This is a genomic window from Hydrogenophaga sp. R2, assembly GCF_049843595.1.
Classification (GTDB): Bacteria; Pseudomonadota; Gammaproteobacteria; order Burkholderiales; family Burkholderiaceae_C; genus Hydrogenophaga.
Genome location: NZ_JBBHZN010000001.1, coordinates 1,303,737 through 1,319,826, shown reverse-complemented (window position 1 = coordinate 1,319,826; position 16,090 = coordinate 1,303,737). Strand labels below are relative to the sequence as shown.

Annotated in this window: 13 protein-coding genes; 5 read left to right on the top strand and 8 right to left on the bottom strand. The window is 70.7% G+C overall.

Translation table 11 applies throughout. The features are described from left to right. Positions 1-4: 4 nt before the first annotated feature. The 4 genes from WD026_RS06300 to WD026_RS06285 all read right to left on the bottom strand — a co-directional run bounded on the left by WD026_RS06300 (position 5) and on the right by WD026_RS06285 (position 4,829). A complete protein-coding gene (locus tag WD026_RS06300) occupies positions 5-1,828 on the bottom strand; it encodes a monovalent cation:proton antiporter-2 (CPA2) family protein (protein WP_425722772.1) in 1,824 nt (607 codons plus the stop codon). Then, on the bottom strand, positions 1,825-2,400 hold the full coding sequence (locus WD026_RS06295; RefSeq protein WP_425722771.1) for an NAD(P)H-dependent oxidoreductase: 576 nt from the start codon (positions 2,398-2,400) through the stop codon (positions 1,825-1,827). The genes WD026_RS06300 and WD026_RS06295 overlap by 4 nt, the downstream gene beginning before the upstream one ends. A 41-nt stretch (positions 2,401-2,441) precedes the next feature. Continuing rightward, positions 2,442-4,124, bottom strand: coding sequence for a choice-of-anchor I family protein (locus WD026_RS06290; RefSeq protein WP_425722770.1), 1,683 nt, complete (start codon positions 4,122-4,124; stop codon positions 2,442-2,444). Between the two features lie 69 nt (positions 4,125-4,193). Further along, positions 4,194-4,829, bottom strand: a complete 636-nt coding sequence (locus WD026_RS06285) for a DUF924 family protein (protein ID WP_425722769.1) — start codon at positions 4,827-4,829, stop codon at positions 4,194-4,196. A gap of 131 nt (positions 4,830-4,960) precedes the next feature. Between WD026_RS06285 and WD026_RS06280 the strand changes: the two genes are divergently transcribed. From WD026_RS06280 to WD026_RS06260, 5 genes are all read left to right on the top strand, one after another. Next, the gene (locus WD026_RS06280; protein ID WP_425722768.1) at positions 4,961-5,356 is read left to right on the top strand and encodes a hypothetical protein; all 396 of its coding nucleotides are present in this window, start codon (positions 4,961-4,963) and stop codon (positions 5,354-5,356) included. An 88-nt stretch (positions 5,357-5,444) separates the two neighbouring features. After that, entirely contained in the window at positions 5,445-6,752 is a 1,308-nt protein-coding gene (locus WD026_RS06275) for an efflux RND transporter periplasmic adaptor subunit (RefSeq protein WP_425722767.1), read from the top strand. Positions 6,753-6,762: 10 nt separating this feature from the next. Further along, positions 6,763-7,479 (top strand): ABC transporter ATP-binding protein, encoded by a 717-nt coding sequence (locus WD026_RS06270; protein WP_425722766.1) that lies wholly within the window; start codon positions 6,763-6,765, stop codon positions 7,477-7,479. Next, positions 7,476-8,705 carry an ABC transporter permease gene (locus WD026_RS06265; RefSeq protein WP_425722765.1) on the top strand — a complete coding sequence of 410 codons (1,230 nt, stop codon included), beginning with the start codon at positions 7,476-7,478 and terminating at the stop codon, positions 8,703-8,705. The genes WD026_RS06270 and WD026_RS06265 overlap by 4 nt, the downstream gene beginning before the upstream one ends. A gap of 77 nt (positions 8,706-8,782) precedes the next feature. Beyond that, positions 8,783-9,616, top strand: coding sequence for an undecaprenyl-diphosphate phosphatase (locus tag WD026_RS06260; protein ID WP_425722764.1), 834 nt, complete (start codon positions 8,783-8,785; stop codon positions 9,614-9,616). A 6-nt stretch (positions 9,617-9,622) separates the two neighbouring features. On the opposite strand, the gene WD026_RS06255 is transcribed toward WD026_RS06260, so the two are convergent. Genes WD026_RS06255 through mutS form a run of 4 tightly spaced genes read right to left on the bottom strand, consistent with a single transcriptional unit; the run spans position 9,623 to position 16,008 of the window. Further along, entirely contained in the window at positions 9,623-11,635 is a 2,013-nt protein-coding gene (locus WD026_RS06255) for a PAS domain S-box protein (protein ID WP_425722763.1), read from the bottom strand. A 37-nt stretch (positions 11,636-11,672) separates the two neighbouring features. Next, the gene (locus WD026_RS06250; protein WP_425722762.1) at positions 11,673-12,509 is read right to left on the bottom strand and encodes an alpha/beta hydrolase; all 837 of its coding nucleotides are present in this window, start codon (positions 12,507-12,509) and stop codon (positions 11,673-11,675) included. Continuing rightward, positions 12,509-13,336: a peptidase gene (locus tag WD026_RS06245; RefSeq protein ID WP_425722761.1), complete on the bottom strand. Its 828-nt coding sequence runs from the start codon at positions 13,334-13,336 to the stop codon at positions 12,509-12,511. Before WD026_RS06245 ends, WD026_RS06250 begins: the two co-directional genes overlap by 1 nt. Further along, positions 13,333-16,008: a DNA mismatch repair protein MutS gene (mutS, locus tag WD026_RS06240; protein WP_425722760.1), complete on the bottom strand. Its 2,676-nt coding sequence runs from the start codon at positions 16,006-16,008 to the stop codon at positions 13,333-13,335. Before mutS ends, WD026_RS06245 begins: the two co-directional genes overlap by 4 nt. Positions 16,009-16,090: the final 82 nt, after the last annotated feature.

The window sequence follows — 16,090 nt, the reverse complement described above, 5'->3', positions numbered from 1 at the left end:
CGGCTCAGGGCGCCGGGCCGTCGTCCCGCTGCCAGCCACCGTCGCCCGGACGGTGCTGCTGGCGCGCCAGATCGGCCTGCATCTGGCGCTCGAACTGCTCGCGGGCCTCGCGCACCCGGCGGATCAGGTCGTCCTGGTTGTGACGATCGGCCCGCGCGGTGCGCAGGAAGCCCTCTGAATAACGCCGGAAGTCGTCGGCCAGCGTGCGGGCGTGGAAGGGCTCGAAGTCCAGCGCCTCCAGCACCGCGCGGCCGCTGCGCAGCGAGCTCTCGAACAGTTCGCGCTGCACATGGTGCACGCCGTCTTCCATCAGGTCCATGGCATGCACCGCGTCGCGCGCCCGGGCCACGATGCGCAGCGCTGGCCAATGCTCGCGCACCAGGGCCACCACCCGGCTGGCCTGCTGCGGGTCGTCGATGGCCACCACCATCACCCGGGCCTGTCCGGCCCCGGCAGCGGCCAGCAGGTCGGCTTCGGTGGCATCGCCGAAATGCACCGCAAAACCGGCGCGCCGGGCGCTGTCCACGGTGTCGGCGTCGTGGTCGATCACGGTGGGCCGGATGCCGGTGGCCAGCAGCAGGCGGGCCACGATCTGCCCGTAGCGGCCAAAGCCGGCCAGCAGCACCGGGGCATGCTCGGGCTCGATGGCATCGGTCGGACGGGCCGGGGTGTCGTCGGTCGCCAGCCAACGGTCGTGCACCATGAGCAGCAGCGGCGTGGTGGCCATGGACAAGGCGGCGATCAGGGTGAGCAGGGCGGCGGTGTCGGCCGGCAGCGCACCGCTGAGCTGCCCTGCCGCCAGCACCACGAAGGCAAATTCACCCACCTGCGACAGCAGCACCGCCAGCAGGGTGCGCTGCCGGGGGTGCAGCCCGATGAAGCGACCCAGCAGCCACAGGCCCACCGCCTTGAGCGCCACCACCAGCAGCAGGCCCAGCAGCACCTGCAGCGGCTGGCTGGCCAGCAGGCCCAGCTGCATGCCCAGGCCCACCGCCATGAAGAACAGCCCCAGCAGCAGGCCCTTGAAGGGCAGCAGGTCGCTCTCCAGTGCATGGCGGTAGGGTGATCCGGCCAGCAGCACGCCGGCCAGGAAGGCGCCCAGCCCCATCGACAGGCCCACCGCCTGCATCAGGGCGGCCACGCCCAGCACCAGCAGCAGGGCCAGGGCGGTGAACAGTTCGCGCACCGGCAGCGTCGCCACGAAGCGCATGGCCGGGTAGGCGGCATACCGGCCCAGCAGCACCACCGCCACCACGGCGCCGGCCTGCAGGCCGAGCTGGGTCAGGCCACCGCCGGCCGCGCCGTGCCCGCCGGCGCCCGCTGCGGCAGCGCTGCCCAGGGCGGCAGCCAGGCCCAGCAGCGGTATGGCCGCGATGTCCTGGAACAGCAGCATCGAGAACCCGTGGCGGCCCACCGGCAGGGCCATCAGGTGGCGTTCCTGCAGCAGACCCACCACGATGGCGGTGCTGGACAGCGCCAGCGCGCTGGCCGCCACCAGCGCGGCCTGCCAGCTCCAGCCCAGCAGCAGTCCCAGGGGCATCAGCAGGGCGGTGCACACCACCATCTGTGCCGTGCCGCCGCCGAACACGGCACGTCGCATGGCCCACAGGCGCTGGGGCTCCAGCTCCAGGCCGATGACGAAGAGCATCAGCACCACGCCCAGTTCGGAGGTGTGCAGCAAGGCCGCCGGGTCCGACACCAGGCCCAGCCCCAGCGGGCCGATGGCCACGCCTGCCACCAGGTAGCCCAGCACCGATCCCAGGCCCAGGCGCACCGCCAGCGGCACGAACACCAGCGCCACCGCCAGGAAGACGATGGCCTGGTTCATGCGGCCCGCTCCAGGGAGGCCAGCAGCGCATCGGCCTGCTGCCGCAGATCGCTGGCGGCCTGCGCTCGCGCTTCATGGGGGAGCCGGTGGCCGCCGTGCAGCACGAAGGGCGGCGCCCAGTGCATGCCGCAGAAGCGGGCGGTCTGTTCGATGGCGGGGATGTAGTCGGCCAGGGGCCGGCCATGTTCGCCGCCCGGGCCGTACATGGCGGGCGTGCCGCCGGCACTGGCCACCCACCAGGCGGTCTTGCCGGCCAGGGCGCGCGTGGCGGGGCCGGGTTCGTGCCCGGTGTGGGCATGGCCGTAGGCCCAGCCGTGGGTGAGCACGGTGTCGAACCAGTGCTTGAGCAGCCCCGGCACGCTGTACCAGTACACCGGGCACAACCAGACGATCAGGTCGGCCTCGCGCAGGGCCTGCTGTTCGGCCGCCACGTCGATGTCGAAATCGGGGTAGCGGTCGTACAGCGAATGCACCGCCACGTCCGGCAGGTCGGTCAGCGCCTGCAGCAGGCCCCGCGTGGCCACCGAGCGGGCCGGGCGGGGATGGGCATGGACGATCAGGGTGCGGGGCATGGTCGGTGACGATAGCACCGAGCCCGCCCCGCCGGTGCGCCTTACCAGGTCGGCCGGATGCGGTAGACGGCGGTGGTGCCGCTGGACTCGTGTCCCACCACCAGCAGCGGCTCGCCGGTGGGCGAATCGTCGGCCGCAATGTAGGTCAGGCCCTCCGGACCCCGGTCGCCGCCGGTGCCATTGCGGGTGTTGAGGTAGCTCACCTGGCGCGGCTTGTTCGGCTCGCTCACGTCGTACACCGCCACGCCACCCACGCGCTCCAGACCGATGAAGGCAAAAGTCCTGGGGCCGAAGCGGGCCACGGTCACGCCTTCGGGTTCCGGGCCTTTGCTGGCGCTGCGGCTCTCCAGCGTGTTGTTGTCGTTGCTGGCATTGAAGGCCACGTTGGGCAGGCTGGTGGTCAGGCGCTCGAAGTCTTCGCCCGAGTCGGCCACGCGCTGCACGTCGCTGCTCCAGATGCTGAAGGAGCGGCCACCGAAGCTGTAGAGCTCGGTGCACAGGCCCTGGGCGTTCTTGCCGGTGCTGCCGCCGTTGGGGCTGGTGGTGATGCGCAGGCGGCCGAGGCTGGCGTCCTTGATCAGGTTGGCGGCGTCGCTGAACACGGTCGGGTCCAGGCCGGCAGCGCAGTGCTGGGCCACACGGGTCTCTTCGTTGAAGCCGGGCCAGTCGGCGCGGGCATCGCCTTCGTTGGCGGTGATCAGCCAGGTCCTGCCCTTGGCCTGGAAGGACGCGATGGCATCGGGCAGGTACATGCCCTTGACCGGCACCGGGCCGATCTTGATGGCGCCGTCGCGGTCGGACGGGTCCATGCCCATGCCGGCCACGTTGTGGTTCTTGAAGCCCAGCGGCTTGATGTCGGTGATGCGGGCGTTGCGCACATCCAGCACCGCGATCGCGTTGTTCTCCTGCAGCGTCACCCAGGCGGTGCGGCCGTCGTCGGACACGGTGATGTATTCCGGCTCCAGGTCCTGCGCCACGCTGGCGTTGGGGCCGTAGATGCGCACGCCGGCAGCGCGCAGGCGCTGCACCTCGCCATTGAGGGCGCGGAAGTCGGCGCTCAGCACGGTGCGCTCGATGCGGGTCGCGTCCGGCTTGAGCTTGCCCAGGCGGATCACGCTGATGCTGCCCTCGGGGTCCTGTGAGGCGGGCTGGTTGTAGCTGTCGGGCTCGCCTTCGTTGGCCACCAGCAGGGTGCGGCCGTCGGGGGTGAAGGTCAGCATGTCGGGCAGGGCGCCCACGGTGTCGGTGCCCAGGGGCTGCAGGTCGCTGGCGCGCAGCCAGGCCACCACGCCGGGGGCGGTCTTGGGATTCGCTTCGATGGCCAGGGCCACGATGCCGTTGTGCACCGCCACGCTGTTGACCGCGGCCAGGCCGGCGCCGAAGGTGGACGCCGGAATGGAGGTGATCAGCGTCGGCGCCTCGGGGTGGCTGAAATCCAGCACGTCGATCGAGGCCAGGGCACCGTTGACCACGAACAGGCGCTGGCTGATGGGGTCGAAGGCGGTGATCTCGGCCGAGGACGCGCCGCCGGCATGGGCATAGCCGCCGATCTTCTCCAGCTCCAGGCCCACCGGCGGGCCCTGGGGTGGTTCTTCCATGCCGCCGCAGGCGCTCAGCACGGCGGCGGTGATCAGGGTGGCGAGCACCGGCGCGATCAGGCCGGCAGGGGTGCGGTGGGCAGGGCGATGAGAGAGGTGGCGCATGGCGGGGTGGGTTCGTTGCAAACCCCGCTGTTGTAGGTCGTTCGCATGACAGGCCAGTGACACCCCTGGGGGTGTCTGAGGTCCGGTGCCTTACTGCCCGAAACGCGGTCCGTCGACCAGGAAGGCGGTTTCCTCGTCGGTGCTGCGGCGGCCCAGCGCCGCGTTGCGGTGCGGAAAGCGCCCGAAGCGCAGCACGATGTCGCGGTGCAGCCGGGCGTACTGCAGGTGGCCGGCCAGGTCGTCCCGGGCCACGCTGTGGTCGGCGGGCGTGGCGTCCAGCAGCGCCTGGAAGCAGCCGATGCAGCGGTCCTGCAGGGCCAGGTCTTCGGCGTGCATCAGCGGCATGAAGACGAACACCTGGCCGATCGGGGGCAGTTCCCGGTGCCGGCCCTGGTCCAGCAGGTCCAGCGCCAGCGCGCAGGCCCGGGCATCGCCGGCAAAGGCGGTGGCCTGGCCCCGGTGCAGGTTGCGGGTGAACTGGTCCAGCAGCACCAGCAGCGCCAGCCGGCTGCGCGGCGGGTGTTCCCAGTCGCTCAGCCCGCCGGCCAGCGCCTGCGCCACCAGCGGCCCGAAGCGCTGGCGGATGGTGTCGTCCACCGCCGGGTCGCTGCCGAACCACAGCGGCTTGCGCGGCACCACGGGCCAGCCCTGGGCCAGGCTGTCGCCGAACCAGAAGTCCAGCACGGCGTCGGGTTGGGACGGGGCGGGGGCGGAAGCAGACGTCATGGCGATACGGGTAGGGGTTTACGACTTGAAACGACTTTGACCTGGCGTGCGGCAGTGTGTCACCGAAGCCGGCTTGTAATCCAGTCCACGCTGCAGGCATTTCCCTGGGCGCACCCTCTCAGGAGCTTTCCATGCAAACCGCCCTTCGTGTCCCCGCCATCACCCGTTCCCTCGACGGCTGGGCGCGCGGCCTGATGGCTGCCGTCATGTCCGCCGGTGCCTGGGCCGCCACGGCCGTGGTCAGCGAGGCAGAAGCCCGCGACAACGTGTACTGGTCCATCGGCATCCAGTCGCCCGGCGTGGCGGTGGGCGTGGCCAATGCACCCCCGGTGGTCTATGGTCCGCCGGCCTACTACTACCAGCCGCGCCCGGTGGTGGTGTACCCGCGTCCGGTGGTGGTGGCACCCCAGCCCATCTACTACTACGACGACCACCGTCCCCGCTACTGGAAGAAGGACCGCCACTGGCACAAGGGCCATGGCCATGGGCACGGCCGTGGCCGGGGCCATGACCGCTGGGACGACTGACGCCCCCGGCCCCCGCCTTTACCCGCCCGATACCCGGGCGATACCCCCCTGAAGCGCTCCCTCGGGGAGCGCTTCCTACAATTCCGGCATGACCCGTACTCGCTGGATGTTGTTGGTGCTGCTGCTGGCCTTGCTGGCCGGCGGCGGATGGTGGTGGTTCAGCCGTGGCAGCGCCTCGGCGGTGCAGTACCGCAGCGCCACCATCGAACGCGGCAACCTGCAGGCCACGGTGTCGGCCAGCGGGGCGGTCAACCCGGTGACCCAGGTGTCGGTGGGCACCCAGGTGTCCGGCCAGGTGCGCGACGTGTTCGTCGACTTCAACTCCGAGGTCAAGGCCGGCCAGCTGATCGCGCAGATCGACCCCCAGACCCTCGAATACCGCCTCAATTCCTCCCTGGCCGATCTGGACGCCGCCAACGCTGCGGTCGCCATCGCCCAGGCCAATGCCGCGTCGGCCCGCGCCAATGTGTCGCGCGCCCGCACCGACCTGGCCGAGGCCCAGCGCAACCACGAACGCAACCTCAGCCTGGTGGCCCAGGGCTTCATTGCCCAGAGCGAGGCCGACCGCACCCGCGCCGCCCTGGCGTCGGCCCAGGAATCGCTCAAGGCGGTGGAGGCCCTGGTGGGCGTGAGCGAGGCGCAGATCGCCAGCGCGCGCGCCAACGTGAAGCAGCGCGAGGCGGCGGTGTCGCAGGCCCGGGTGGATCTGGCGCGCACCCGCATCACCTCGCCGGTGGACGGCATCGTCATCAAGCGCACGGTGGAGCGCGGCCAGACCGTGGCCGCCAGCCTGCAGGCGCCCGAGCTGTTCGTGATTGCGCAGAACCTGTCCGAGATGCAGGTGGACGCCAGCATCGACGAGGCCGACGTGGGCCGCATCCGGCCCGGCCAGAAGGCCACCTTCACCGTGGACGCCTTCCCCGGCCGCACCTTCGAGGGCCAGGTCAGGCAGGTGCGCAAGGCGGCCACCAATGTGTCCAACGTCATCACCTACATCGCCGTGGTGGGCTTTGCCAACGGCGACAGCCGCCTGCTGCCCGGCATGACCGCCAACGTGCGGGTGGTCACCGACCAGCGCGAGAACGTGCTGAAGGTGCCCAACGCCGCGCTGCGGGTGCGCCTGCCCGGCCCCGAGGCCGGGAACGGCGCCGCCAGCGGCCCGCGCGGTGGACCGCCGCGCGGCCGCATCCACCTGCTGGACGACAACAACCAGACCGTCACCGTGGCTGTGGGCACCGGCGTGACCGACGGCAGCTTCACCGAGGTGGTGCTCAAGCCCGACAGCCCGGATGCGGCCCGCGTGGTGGAAGGGGCGAAGGTCGTCACCGGCGTGCAGGGCGGTGCGGCCCCGGCGGCGGCCCGCTCGCGCCAGCCGGCTCCGCGCCTGCCGTTCTGAGGCTGCCGCCATGGCCCTTATCGAGATCCGCGACCTGCACAAGACCTACGGCGCCGGCGACCAGGCGGTGCATGCGCTCGATGGCGTGTCGCTGGACATCCAGGCCGGCGAGTTCGTGGCCATCATGGGTGCCTCGGGCTCGGGCAAGAGCACGCTGCTCAATGTGCTGGGCTGCCTGGACCGGCCCGACACCGGCGAATACCGCCTGGCCGGCGAGCCGGTGCAGGACCTCTCCCCTGACCGCCTGGCCGAGGTGCGCAACCGGCGCATCGGCTTCGTGTTCCAGCAGTTCAACCTGCTGCCCCGCACCTCCGCCCAGGAGAACGTGGAGCTGCCCCTGGTGTACGGCGGCGTGCCTGCGCCACAGCGGCGCGAGCGTGCGCTGGCCGCGCTGGCCCAGGTGGGCCTGGCCGAGCGGGCGCACCACACGCCCTCGCAGCTCTCCGGTGGTCAGCAGCAGAGGGTGGCCATTGCGCGGGCGCTGGTGAACCAGCCTTCGCTGATCCTGGCCGACGAACCCACCGGCGCGCTCGATTCGCGCACCAGCGACGAGGTGATGCAGCTGCTGGCCGGCCTGCACGCCGGCGGCATCACGGTGGTGATGGTCACGCACGAGAGCGACATCGCCGCCTGGGCGCAGCGCCGCCTGGTGTTCCGCGACGGGCGCATCGTGGAGGACGCCCTGCAGGTGCCGGTGCACGGCAGCCCGCGCGAGGTGGCGGCATGAACACGCTGACCGCCATCCGCAGCGCGTGGCGCTCGCTCAAGGCCAACAAGCTGCGCAGCATGCTCACCATGCTGGGCATCATCATCGGCGTGGCGGCCGTCATCACCATGATCGCGGTCGGCGGCGGTGCCACGCAGCGGGTGCAGGAGCAGATGAAGTCGCTCGGCTCCAACGTGATGCTGGTGCTGCCAGGCAGCCTCTCGGCCGCCGGCGTGCGCCAGGGCGCCCAGACCCGTTCCCGCTTCACCGAGGAAGACGTGCAGGCCATCATGGCCGAGATCCCCGAGGTGCAGGCCGCCGCGCCCGGCTCGCGCACCACCGCGCAGGCCGTGGCCCAGAACGCCAACTGGAACACCACCATCTTCGGCACCACCAACGAGTACCTGGACGTGCGCGACTGGGCGCTGGCCAGCGGGCGCCTGTTCGAGCCGGCCGAGCAGAGCAGTTCGGCCAAGGTGGCCTGGATCGGCCAGACCGTGGCGCGCGAACTCTTCGGCGACCAGGACCCGGTGGACCAGGTCATCCGGGTGCGCGGCGTGCCCTTCACCATCGTCGGGGTGCTGGAGCGCAAGGGCCAGAACGCCTCGGGCCAGGACCAGGACGACATCGTGGTCATGCCCATGTCCACCTTCCGCAACCGCATCTGGAACGCCGGCGGCAATGTGCGGCGCATCTGGACCATCTTCGTGAAGGTGCGCGAAGGCCAGGACATGAAGGCGGTCGAGCAGAGCGTGCGCGACCTGCTGCGCCAGCGGCTTCGGGTGTCGGAGGAGGGCGACGACACCTTCTCGGTCAACAACCTGTCCGAGGTGCTGCAGGCCCAGGAAGAGGCCAGCCGGGTCATGACCTGGCTGCTGTCGGCGGTGGCCGGCGTGAGCCTGATCGTGGGCGGCATCGGCATCATGAACATCATGCTGGTCAGCGTGACCGAGCGCACCCGCGAGATCGGCCTGCGCATGGCGGTGGGCGCGCGCGGGCGCGACATCCTGGCGCAGTTCCTGATCGAGGCGGTCACGCTCAGCCTGATCGGTGGCGCCATCGGCGTGGTGCTGGGGGCAGCGGCCACCTGGGCCACGGCCGAGGTGGCGGGCTGGCAGGTCAGCATGTCGGCCCAGGCGGTGGCGCTGGCGGCCGGCTTTGCCGCCCTGGTGGGCGTGTTCTTCGGCTACTACCCGGCGCGCCGGGCTGCCGGCCTGCTGCCGATCGAGGCGCTGCGCCACGAGTGACCGCCGCAGTCCCGCGGGTGCCGCCCGGTGCCGGGTAGGATGGCGGGCTGTCTCCCTACTGGATTGCACACATCCCCATGGATCTCATCCTCCTGCTCAAGGCCGCCATCATGGGCGTGGTCGAGGGCCTGACCGAATTCATCCCCGTCTCGTCCACCGGCCACCTGATCCTGGCCGCCGCCCTGCTCAAGATGCCGGGCGAGAAGATCAAGCTGTTCGAGGTGGTCATCCAGACCGGCGCCATCCTGGCCATCGTCTCGCTCTATGCCGAGCGCATGTGGTCCACCCTGGCCGGCCTGCCGCGCGGCGACCGGGTGGCGGTGCGCTTCACGGCCAACGTGTCGATCGGCTTCTTCCCGGCCGCGCTGCTGGGCTTCCTGTTCATCGGGCCGATCAAGGCGGTGCTGTTCAACCCGCTGGTGGTGGCATCGAGCTTCATTGCCGGCGGCCTGGTGATCCTGTGGGCCGAGCGGCTGCAGGCGCAAGGGGCCCGGGCCCGCATCGAGCAGATCGACGACATGCGCTGGACCGACGCACTCAAGGTGGGTCTGGTGCAGTGCGTGGCGCTGATCCCGGGCGTGAGCCGCTCGGGCGCCACCATCATCGGCGGCATGCTGCTGGGCCTGAACCGCCGCACCGCCACCGAGTTCAGCTTCTTCCTGGCCATCCCGGTGCTGTTCGGGGCGGCCGCCTACGACCTCTACAAGAACCACCACCTGCTCAGCCGCGCCGACATCCCGATGTTCGCGGTCGGTCTGGTGGCGGCGTGGCTCTCGGCCTGGGTCTGCGTGCGCTGGCTGCTGCGCTTCGTCTCCACCCACACCTTCGTGCCGTTCGCGTGGTACCGCATCGTGTTCGGCGGCCTGATCCTGCTCACCGCCTGGGGCGGCTGGATCGACTGGACCCCCTGATGCGCCTCAGCGCTGCAGCGGCGGCTGCAGCGTGAACCAGAACTTGGCGCCCTGGCCCGGCGCCGATTCGGCCTTGAGCAGGCCGCCGTGGCGCACCACGATGCGCCGCACCGTGGCCAGGCCGATGCCCAGGCCCACGAACTCGTTGGGACCGTGCAGGCGCTGGAAGGGCTGGAACAGCTTGGCGGCCCGGCCCATGTCGAAGCCGGCCCCGTTGTCCGACACGCAGAAGGCGCGCACGCCGTCCAGGCTGTCCAGCGTGACCCGGATGCGGGCCTGCGGTGTGCGGGCCGAATACTTCCAGGCGTTGTGCAGCAGGTTCTGCAGCAGCGCCTCCACCAGGGGCGGATCGGCCAGGGCCTGAAGGCCGGGCTCCACTTCCCAGTGCACCAGCCGCTCCGGCTCGGTGGCCGAGAGCTCGCACAACAGCCGCTGGGCCATGTCGCTCAGGTTGACCGGCTGGCGCAGCAGCTCGCCGCGCGACACCTGCGACAGCTTGAGCAGGCCGTCGATCAGCTCGCCCATCTTCTTGCTGGCCAGCATGATGCGGTCCAGGTGCTGCCGGCCCGCGGCGGTCAGGCCGTCTTCGTCCTCCACCACCGCCGAGGCAAAGCCGTTGATGATGCGCAGCGGCGAGCGCAGGTCGTGCGCCACCGCGTACGAATAGCTCTCCAGCTCGTCGTAGGCGGCCTGCAGCGCCTGGGTGCGTTCGCGGATGCGTTCTTCCAGCGTGGCATTGAGCTGGCGGATCTCCAGTTCGGCCTGCTTGCGGGCGGTGATGTCCAGCGTCACGCCCAGCGCCCGGATGGCGTGGCCGGCGGCATCGCGCTCGAACTCGGCCCGGACCGAGAACCACCGGTACTCGTCGCGGATGCGCAGCCGGTACTCGATGTTGTAGGGCAGCAGGCCCTTGACCGCGGCCGCCCAGGTGCGGTCGACCATGGGCAGATCGTCGGGGTGGGTGATGGCGCGCAGCTCCTCGGCCTGGAGTTCGGCGGCCGGCAGGTCCAGCACCACATGCGAGCCCGAGAGCGTGAGGAAGCGGCGGGAGCGCAGGTCGGCCTGCCAGCTGGCCATGCCGGCCATCACATGCGACTGGTTGAGCAGGCGTTCGGTGGTGCGCAGGGCCTGTTCCACCGACTTGATGTGCGAGATGTCCTGCACCACGGCGATCAGGTAGTCGGGGGCGCCGTCGCTCTGGCGGACCAGGGCCACCGTGAGCTGCACCCACACCACCCGACCGGACCGGTGCAGATAACGCTTCTCGATCGAGTAGTGGTCGATGTCGCCGCGCAGCGTGCGCTGCAGCAGTTCCAGGTCGACGGCCAGATCGTCCGGGTGGGTGAAGTCCTCGAAACGGGTCTGCAGCAGCTCGGCCTCGGTGTAGCCGATGAGTTCGCAGTAGGTGCGGTTGACGCGGATCCAGCGCCCGTCGATGTGGCTGTGGGCCATGCCCACGGCACTCACCTCGAAGGTGTCGTTCAGGCGTTGTGCGGTGCGGCGCACCAGCTCGGTGGCCCGGCGCAGGGCCCGGTTCTGCCGCTGCATGAGGGCGATGGCGCCCACCACCACCACCTGTGTGATCAGGTGCCACAGGTTGAGCCAGAAGGCCTCGGCCGGGTCGTCGAAGGCCAGGCTGAAGTAGGGCTTGACCAGCGCATAGTTGATCACCAGCATGCCCACCACGGTGCTGAACATGCCGGCCCTGAACCCCCCGTACAGGGCGGAGAGGGCCGCCGCCAGCGACAGCGTGATGAAGCGGCCCCCCGATTCGGCCGGCGCCAGCGCCATGCGCAGCCAGGCCGCCAGCAGGGTGAGCACCAGGGCCACCAGCAGGCGCAGCCACAAGGGGTGCTTGTCCGGGCGCCACTGCATGAGCACGCGGCCCAGCCGCACTGGCCACGGGCGACGGTATCCGGGGCCCCCGAAGTCCGTCGCCGGCGCATCGATGCCGGGCATGGAATCGGGGTGGGGCGTGCGGGGCGGCATGGTGGGGTGGTGGGCTCGGTCGTCGAGCATATACCCAGCCGCTTCGGGTGGGTGCGCTGCCGTCAGGTCAGCGCGTGGCCAGGTCGGCCAGCACCCGCTCCAGGGCGGCAGCGGTCTCCTGCGGCTTCTCCATCGGGAACAGGTGGCTGCCTTCGATCATCTGCAGCCGCTGCGGGCGGTCGCGCCCGACCAGCCGGAGCGTCATGGCCATGCCGACCTGCCGCATTTCCTGCGAGTCGGTGCCGCCGATGAAGCCCACCGGGCACTGCAGCGGGTGTCGCCGCAGCAGCCGGTCGAGGTTGTGGGGCAGGGTGTTGTAGATGGCGGTCTCCACGTCGCGGTCGAAGGCCAGCACGCGGCGCGGGCCCTGTGGCGTGTCGGCATCCACCGTGCCGTGGTCGATGTAGTCGGCCAGCACCTGCGGATGCCAGGCCGCGAAGCTGCGCTTGCCGGCAAAGTGGGCCAGGGCAGCGTCCCGGTCGGGCCACTGGTGGCGGCGCTTGCGGCTGATCTTGCCGGGCGAGAGCGACCCGACCAGCTGGGTGCGCTTGATCAGCTCCAGCGTGCGGGCACGCCAGCCGCCCAGCACCGGCGAGTCGATCAGCACCACGCCGCGCACGCCGTGCCCGCCCAGCTTCGCATGGCGGGCCGCGCACATCACGCTCAGGAAGCCGCCCAGCGAATGGCCCACCAGCCAGGCCGGCTGGCCGTGGCGCTGGATCTCGGCGCCGGCAAAGTCGGCCAGCTGCTGCACCAGGTGCGGCCAGTTGCTGGTGACCGGGTAGGCCGGGTCGTGGCCGAACTTCTCCAGGGCGCGCACCTGGTGGCCGCGCGCGCGCAGCGACTTGAACAGCACCCCGTAGGTGCTCGCCGGGAAGCTGTTGGCGTGCGAGAAGATGATCATCAGATCAGCTTCTCTTGCGGCGTGGAGATTTTCTTGAGCGGCTGGCTGCGGGTGCTGCAGCCCATCAGCGGCACCTCGGTGGGGCTGCCGTCCCAGACCGGGCGGTCGATCTCGTCGAACACCTGGCGCAGCTTCTCGCCCCAGGTGCTGCGCACCATGCGGAAGTAGGGGTTGTTCTCGTCGATGCAGGTGATGCGGTCGGAGCTCAGGCGGCCGGCCTCGTAGACGGCCATGTCCAGCGGCAGGCCCACCGACAGGTTGGACTTGAGGGTGGAGTCCATGGACACCAGCACGCACTTGGCGGCCTCGTCCAGCGGGGTGTCGGGGTTGATCACCCGGTCCAGCACCGGCTTGCCATACTTGGACTCGCCGATCTGGAAGAACGGCGTCTCGCCGGTGGCCTCGATGAAGTTGCCGGCGGCGTACATCTGGAACAGGCGCATGCCCTCGCTGCCGATCTGGCCGCCGAACAGCATGGACACATTGAAGTCCACCCCGGCGCGCTTGAGCGATTCGCCGTCGCGCTCGTACACATGGCGGATGGCCGAACCCAGCACCCGGGCCGCGTCGAACATGCTGGTGGCGTTCCAGATGGTCAGCGGTTCGGCGTCGTCGCCGTCGTCCAGCCGCTCCACCTGCAGGATCTCGCGCACCGACTGCGCGATGCTCAGGTTGCCGGCCGAGAGCAGGCACATGAAGCGGTCGCCCGGCCGCTCGTAGATGATCATCTTGCGGAAGGTGCTGATCTGGTCGAGACCGGCGTTGGTGCGGGAGTCCGACAGGAACACCATGCCGGCCTTGAGTTTCACGGCGACGCAGTAGGTCATGGGGTGCCGATCAGTTTCTTGAGTTGGTAGAGCTGGTCCAGCGCGTCGCGCGGGCTCAGGGCGTCGGGGTCGATGGCGGCCAGCGCGGCCACCACCGGATGGGGTTCGGGGGCTTCCTCGGGCGGGGGCGGGGCAAACAGGTCCACCTGCACGCGGCTTTCCTGACTGTGCGCCTCCAGCGCGGCCAGTGCCTGCCGCGCATGCGTCACCACCGGCGCGGGCACACCGGCCAGGCGGGCCACCTGGATGCCGTAGCTGCGGCTGGCCGGGCCCGGTTCGATGTGGTGCAGGAACACGATGCCGCCGCGACCACCCTCGGTGGCGCTCACATGCACGTTCACGGCGGCGTGGTGGCTGGCCGGGAATTCGGTGAGCTCGAAATAGTGGGTGGCGAACAGGCAGAAGCAGCGCGAGCGGTCGTGCAGGTGGGCGGCGATGCCGCCGGCCAGGGCCAGGCCGTCGAAGGTGGAGGTGCCGCGCCCGATCTCGTCCATCAGCACCAGGCTCTCGGGCGTGGCGGCGTGCAGGATCTGCGCCGCCTCGGTCATCTCCACCATGAAGGTGGACTGGGCGTTGGCCAGGTCGTCGGCCGCACCGATGCGGGTGTGGATGGCGTCGATGGGCCCCAGGCGGACCGAGGCCGCCGGCACATGGCTGCCCATGCTGGCCAGCAGCACGATCACCGCCACCTGCCGCATGTAGGTGCTCTTGCCGCCCATGTTGGGGCCGGTGATGACCTGCATGCGCGCCTTGGGACCGAGCACCGTGTCGTTGGCGATGAAGGCGCCGCCGGTGGTCTCGTTCAGGCGCGCTTCCACCACCGGGTGGCGGCCACCCCGGATGTCGATGCAGGGCTCGCTCACGAACTGCGGCTCGCACCAGCCCAGCGTGAGCGAACGTTCGGTCAGGGCGCACAGCACGTCCAGCGCGGCCAGCGCCCGCGCCAGGCGGGAGAGCGCCGGCACATGGGCCTGCAGCGCATCGAGCAGCTGCTCGTAGAGCCACTTTTCGCGCGCCAGGGCACGCTCCTGGGCGCTCAGGGCCTTGTCTTCAAAGGCCTTGAGTTCGGGCGTGATGAAACGCTCGGCGTTCTTGAGCGTCTGGCGGCGGCGGTAGTCGTCGGGCACGCGGTCGAGCTGGCCCTGCGTCACCTCGATGTAGAAGCCGTGCACCTTGTTGAACTGCACCCGCAGGTTGGCAATGCCGGTGCGCGCGCGTTCGCGGGTTTCCAGGTCGATCAGGAAGCCGTCGCAGTTGTTCTGGATGCCGCGCAGCTCGTCCAGGTCGGCATCGAAGCCGTCGTTGATGACGCCGCCATCGCGCACCAGCGCGGCCGGCTCGGACAGCAGGGCGGCACTCAGCAGCTCGGCACAGCCGTGCGGGGGCTGCAGGTCGGCCGCGATGCGGCCCAGCAGGCTGGCGGGCTCCGGCTGTGCAGCGGCCAGTTCGGCCGCCAGGGCGGCGGCGCGCTGCAGCGTATGGCCCAGGCCCACCAGTTCGCGTGGCTTGACCTGGCGCAGCGCGGTGCGGGCGGTGATGCGCTCCACGTCGCTGGCGCCCTTGAGCTGCTGGCCCAGGCGCTGCCACAGCGCGGATGCGGTGGTGGGCGAACCCTGCTGGAGCGCAGCGATGGCAGAGAGCCGCCCGCGCGCGATGGTGCGGTCGCGCGGCGGCTCCAGCAGCCACTGGCGCAGCAGCCGGCTGCCCATGCCGGTGTGGCACACATCGAGCAGGCTCAGCAGCGTGGGGCTGGATTCGCCGCGCAGGGTCTGCACCAGTTCCAGGTTGCGGCGGGTGTTGGGCGGCAGGTCGATGCGGTCGTCGGGCCGGGCCACCTGCAGGCTGCGCACATGGGTGAGGGCCCGGCCCTGGGTGTGTTCGGCGTGGGCCAGCAGGGCAGCGGCGGCGGCATGGGCATCGGGCAGGTCCTGGGCGTCCCAGGCGGCCAGGCTGGCGGCCTGCAGCTGCTCCAGCAGCTTGCGCTGGCCCAGGGTGGCGTCAAAGGTCCAGGCCGGGCGCACCACGGCCACCAGCCGCTGCGGGGCTGCGGTGGCGGCCAGGGCCTGCACCCGTTTCTCGAAGGTGGGCGTCACCTCGGCGCTGTAGAGCAGTTCGCCAGGGCCGATGCGGGCCACCCAGTCGGCCAGCGCGTCCGAATCGCACTGGGCCAGGAACACCACGCCCTGGGTCACCGACATCCAGGCCAGACCGCAGCCGGTGCGGGCGCCGGGGTGCACCGCCATCAGGATGGCCTCGGTCTTGTCGGACAGCAATTCGGCGTCGGTCAGGGTGCCGGGGGTGACCACGCGCACCACCTTGCGCTCCACCGGGCCCTTGCTGGCGCCCACGTCGCCCACCTGCTCGCAGATGGCCACCGATTCGCCCAGGCGGATCAGGCGCGAGAGATAACTGTCCACCGAATGGAAGGGCACGCCCGCCATGGAGACCGGCCGGCCGGCCGACTGACCCCGGTGGGTGAGCGTGATGTCCAGCAGCCGCGCGGCCTTCTCGGCGTCGTCGTAGAACAGCTCGTAAAAGTCGCCCATGCGGTAGAAGACCAGCGTGTCCGGGTAGGCGGACTTGATGGTCAGGTACTGCTGCATCATGGGCGTGTGCAGCGACAGGTCGAGGTTCGCTGCGGCGCCGGCGGCGGTTTCCGTGGGGCTGGGCATCGGGGATGGCGGGTCGGAGACGGCGCAAAACCGCCGATCTTAGGGGATAGGGCCGGCCGCCAATGGCGCACCACCGCAGTCG

Coding starts and splice junctions, on each gene's coding strand:
- WD026_RS06280 (WP_425722768.1), top strand. CDS start 4,961: ATGCAAACCGCCCTTCGTGTCCCCGCCATCACCCGTTCCCTCGACGGC.
- WD026_RS06270 (WP_425722766.1), top strand. CDS start 6,763: ATGGCCCTTATCGAGATCCGCGACCTGCACAAGACCTACGGCGCCGGC.
- WD026_RS06275 (WP_425722767.1), top strand. CDS start 5,445: ATGACCCGTACTCGCTGGATGTTGTTGGTGCTGCTGCTGGCCTTGCTG.
- WD026_RS06285 (WP_425722769.1), bottom strand. CDS start 4,829: ATGACGTCTGCTTCCGCCCCCGCCCCGTCCCAACCCGACGCCGTGCTG.
- WD026_RS06295 (WP_425722771.1), bottom strand. CDS start 2,400: ATGCCCCGCACCCTGATCGTCCATGCCCATCCCCGCCCGGCCCGCTCG.
- WD026_RS06265 (WP_425722765.1), top strand. CDS start 7,476: ATGAACACGCTGACCGCCATCCGCAGCGCGTGGCGCTCGCTCAAGGCC.
- WD026_RS06250 (WP_425722762.1), bottom strand. CDS start 12,509: ATGATCATCTTCTCGCACGCCAACAGCTTCCCGGCGAGCACCTACGGG.
- WD026_RS06300 (WP_425722772.1), bottom strand. CDS start 1,828: ATGAACCAGGCCATCGTCTTCCTGGCGGTGGCGCTGGTGTTCGTGCCG.
- WD026_RS06255 (WP_425722763.1), bottom strand. CDS start 11,635: ATGCTCGACGACCGAGCCCACCACCCCACCATGCCGCCCCGCACGCCC.
- WD026_RS06245 (WP_425722761.1), bottom strand. CDS start 13,336: ATGACCTACTGCGTCGCCGTGAAACTCAAGGCCGGCATGGTGTTCCTG.
- mutS (WP_425722760.1), bottom strand. CDS start 16,008: ATGCCCAGCCCCACGGAAACCGCCGCCGGCGCCGCAGCGAACCTCGAC.
- WD026_RS06260 (WP_425722764.1), top strand. CDS start 8,783: ATGGATCTCATCCTCCTGCTCAAGGCCGCCATCATGGGCGTGGTCGAG.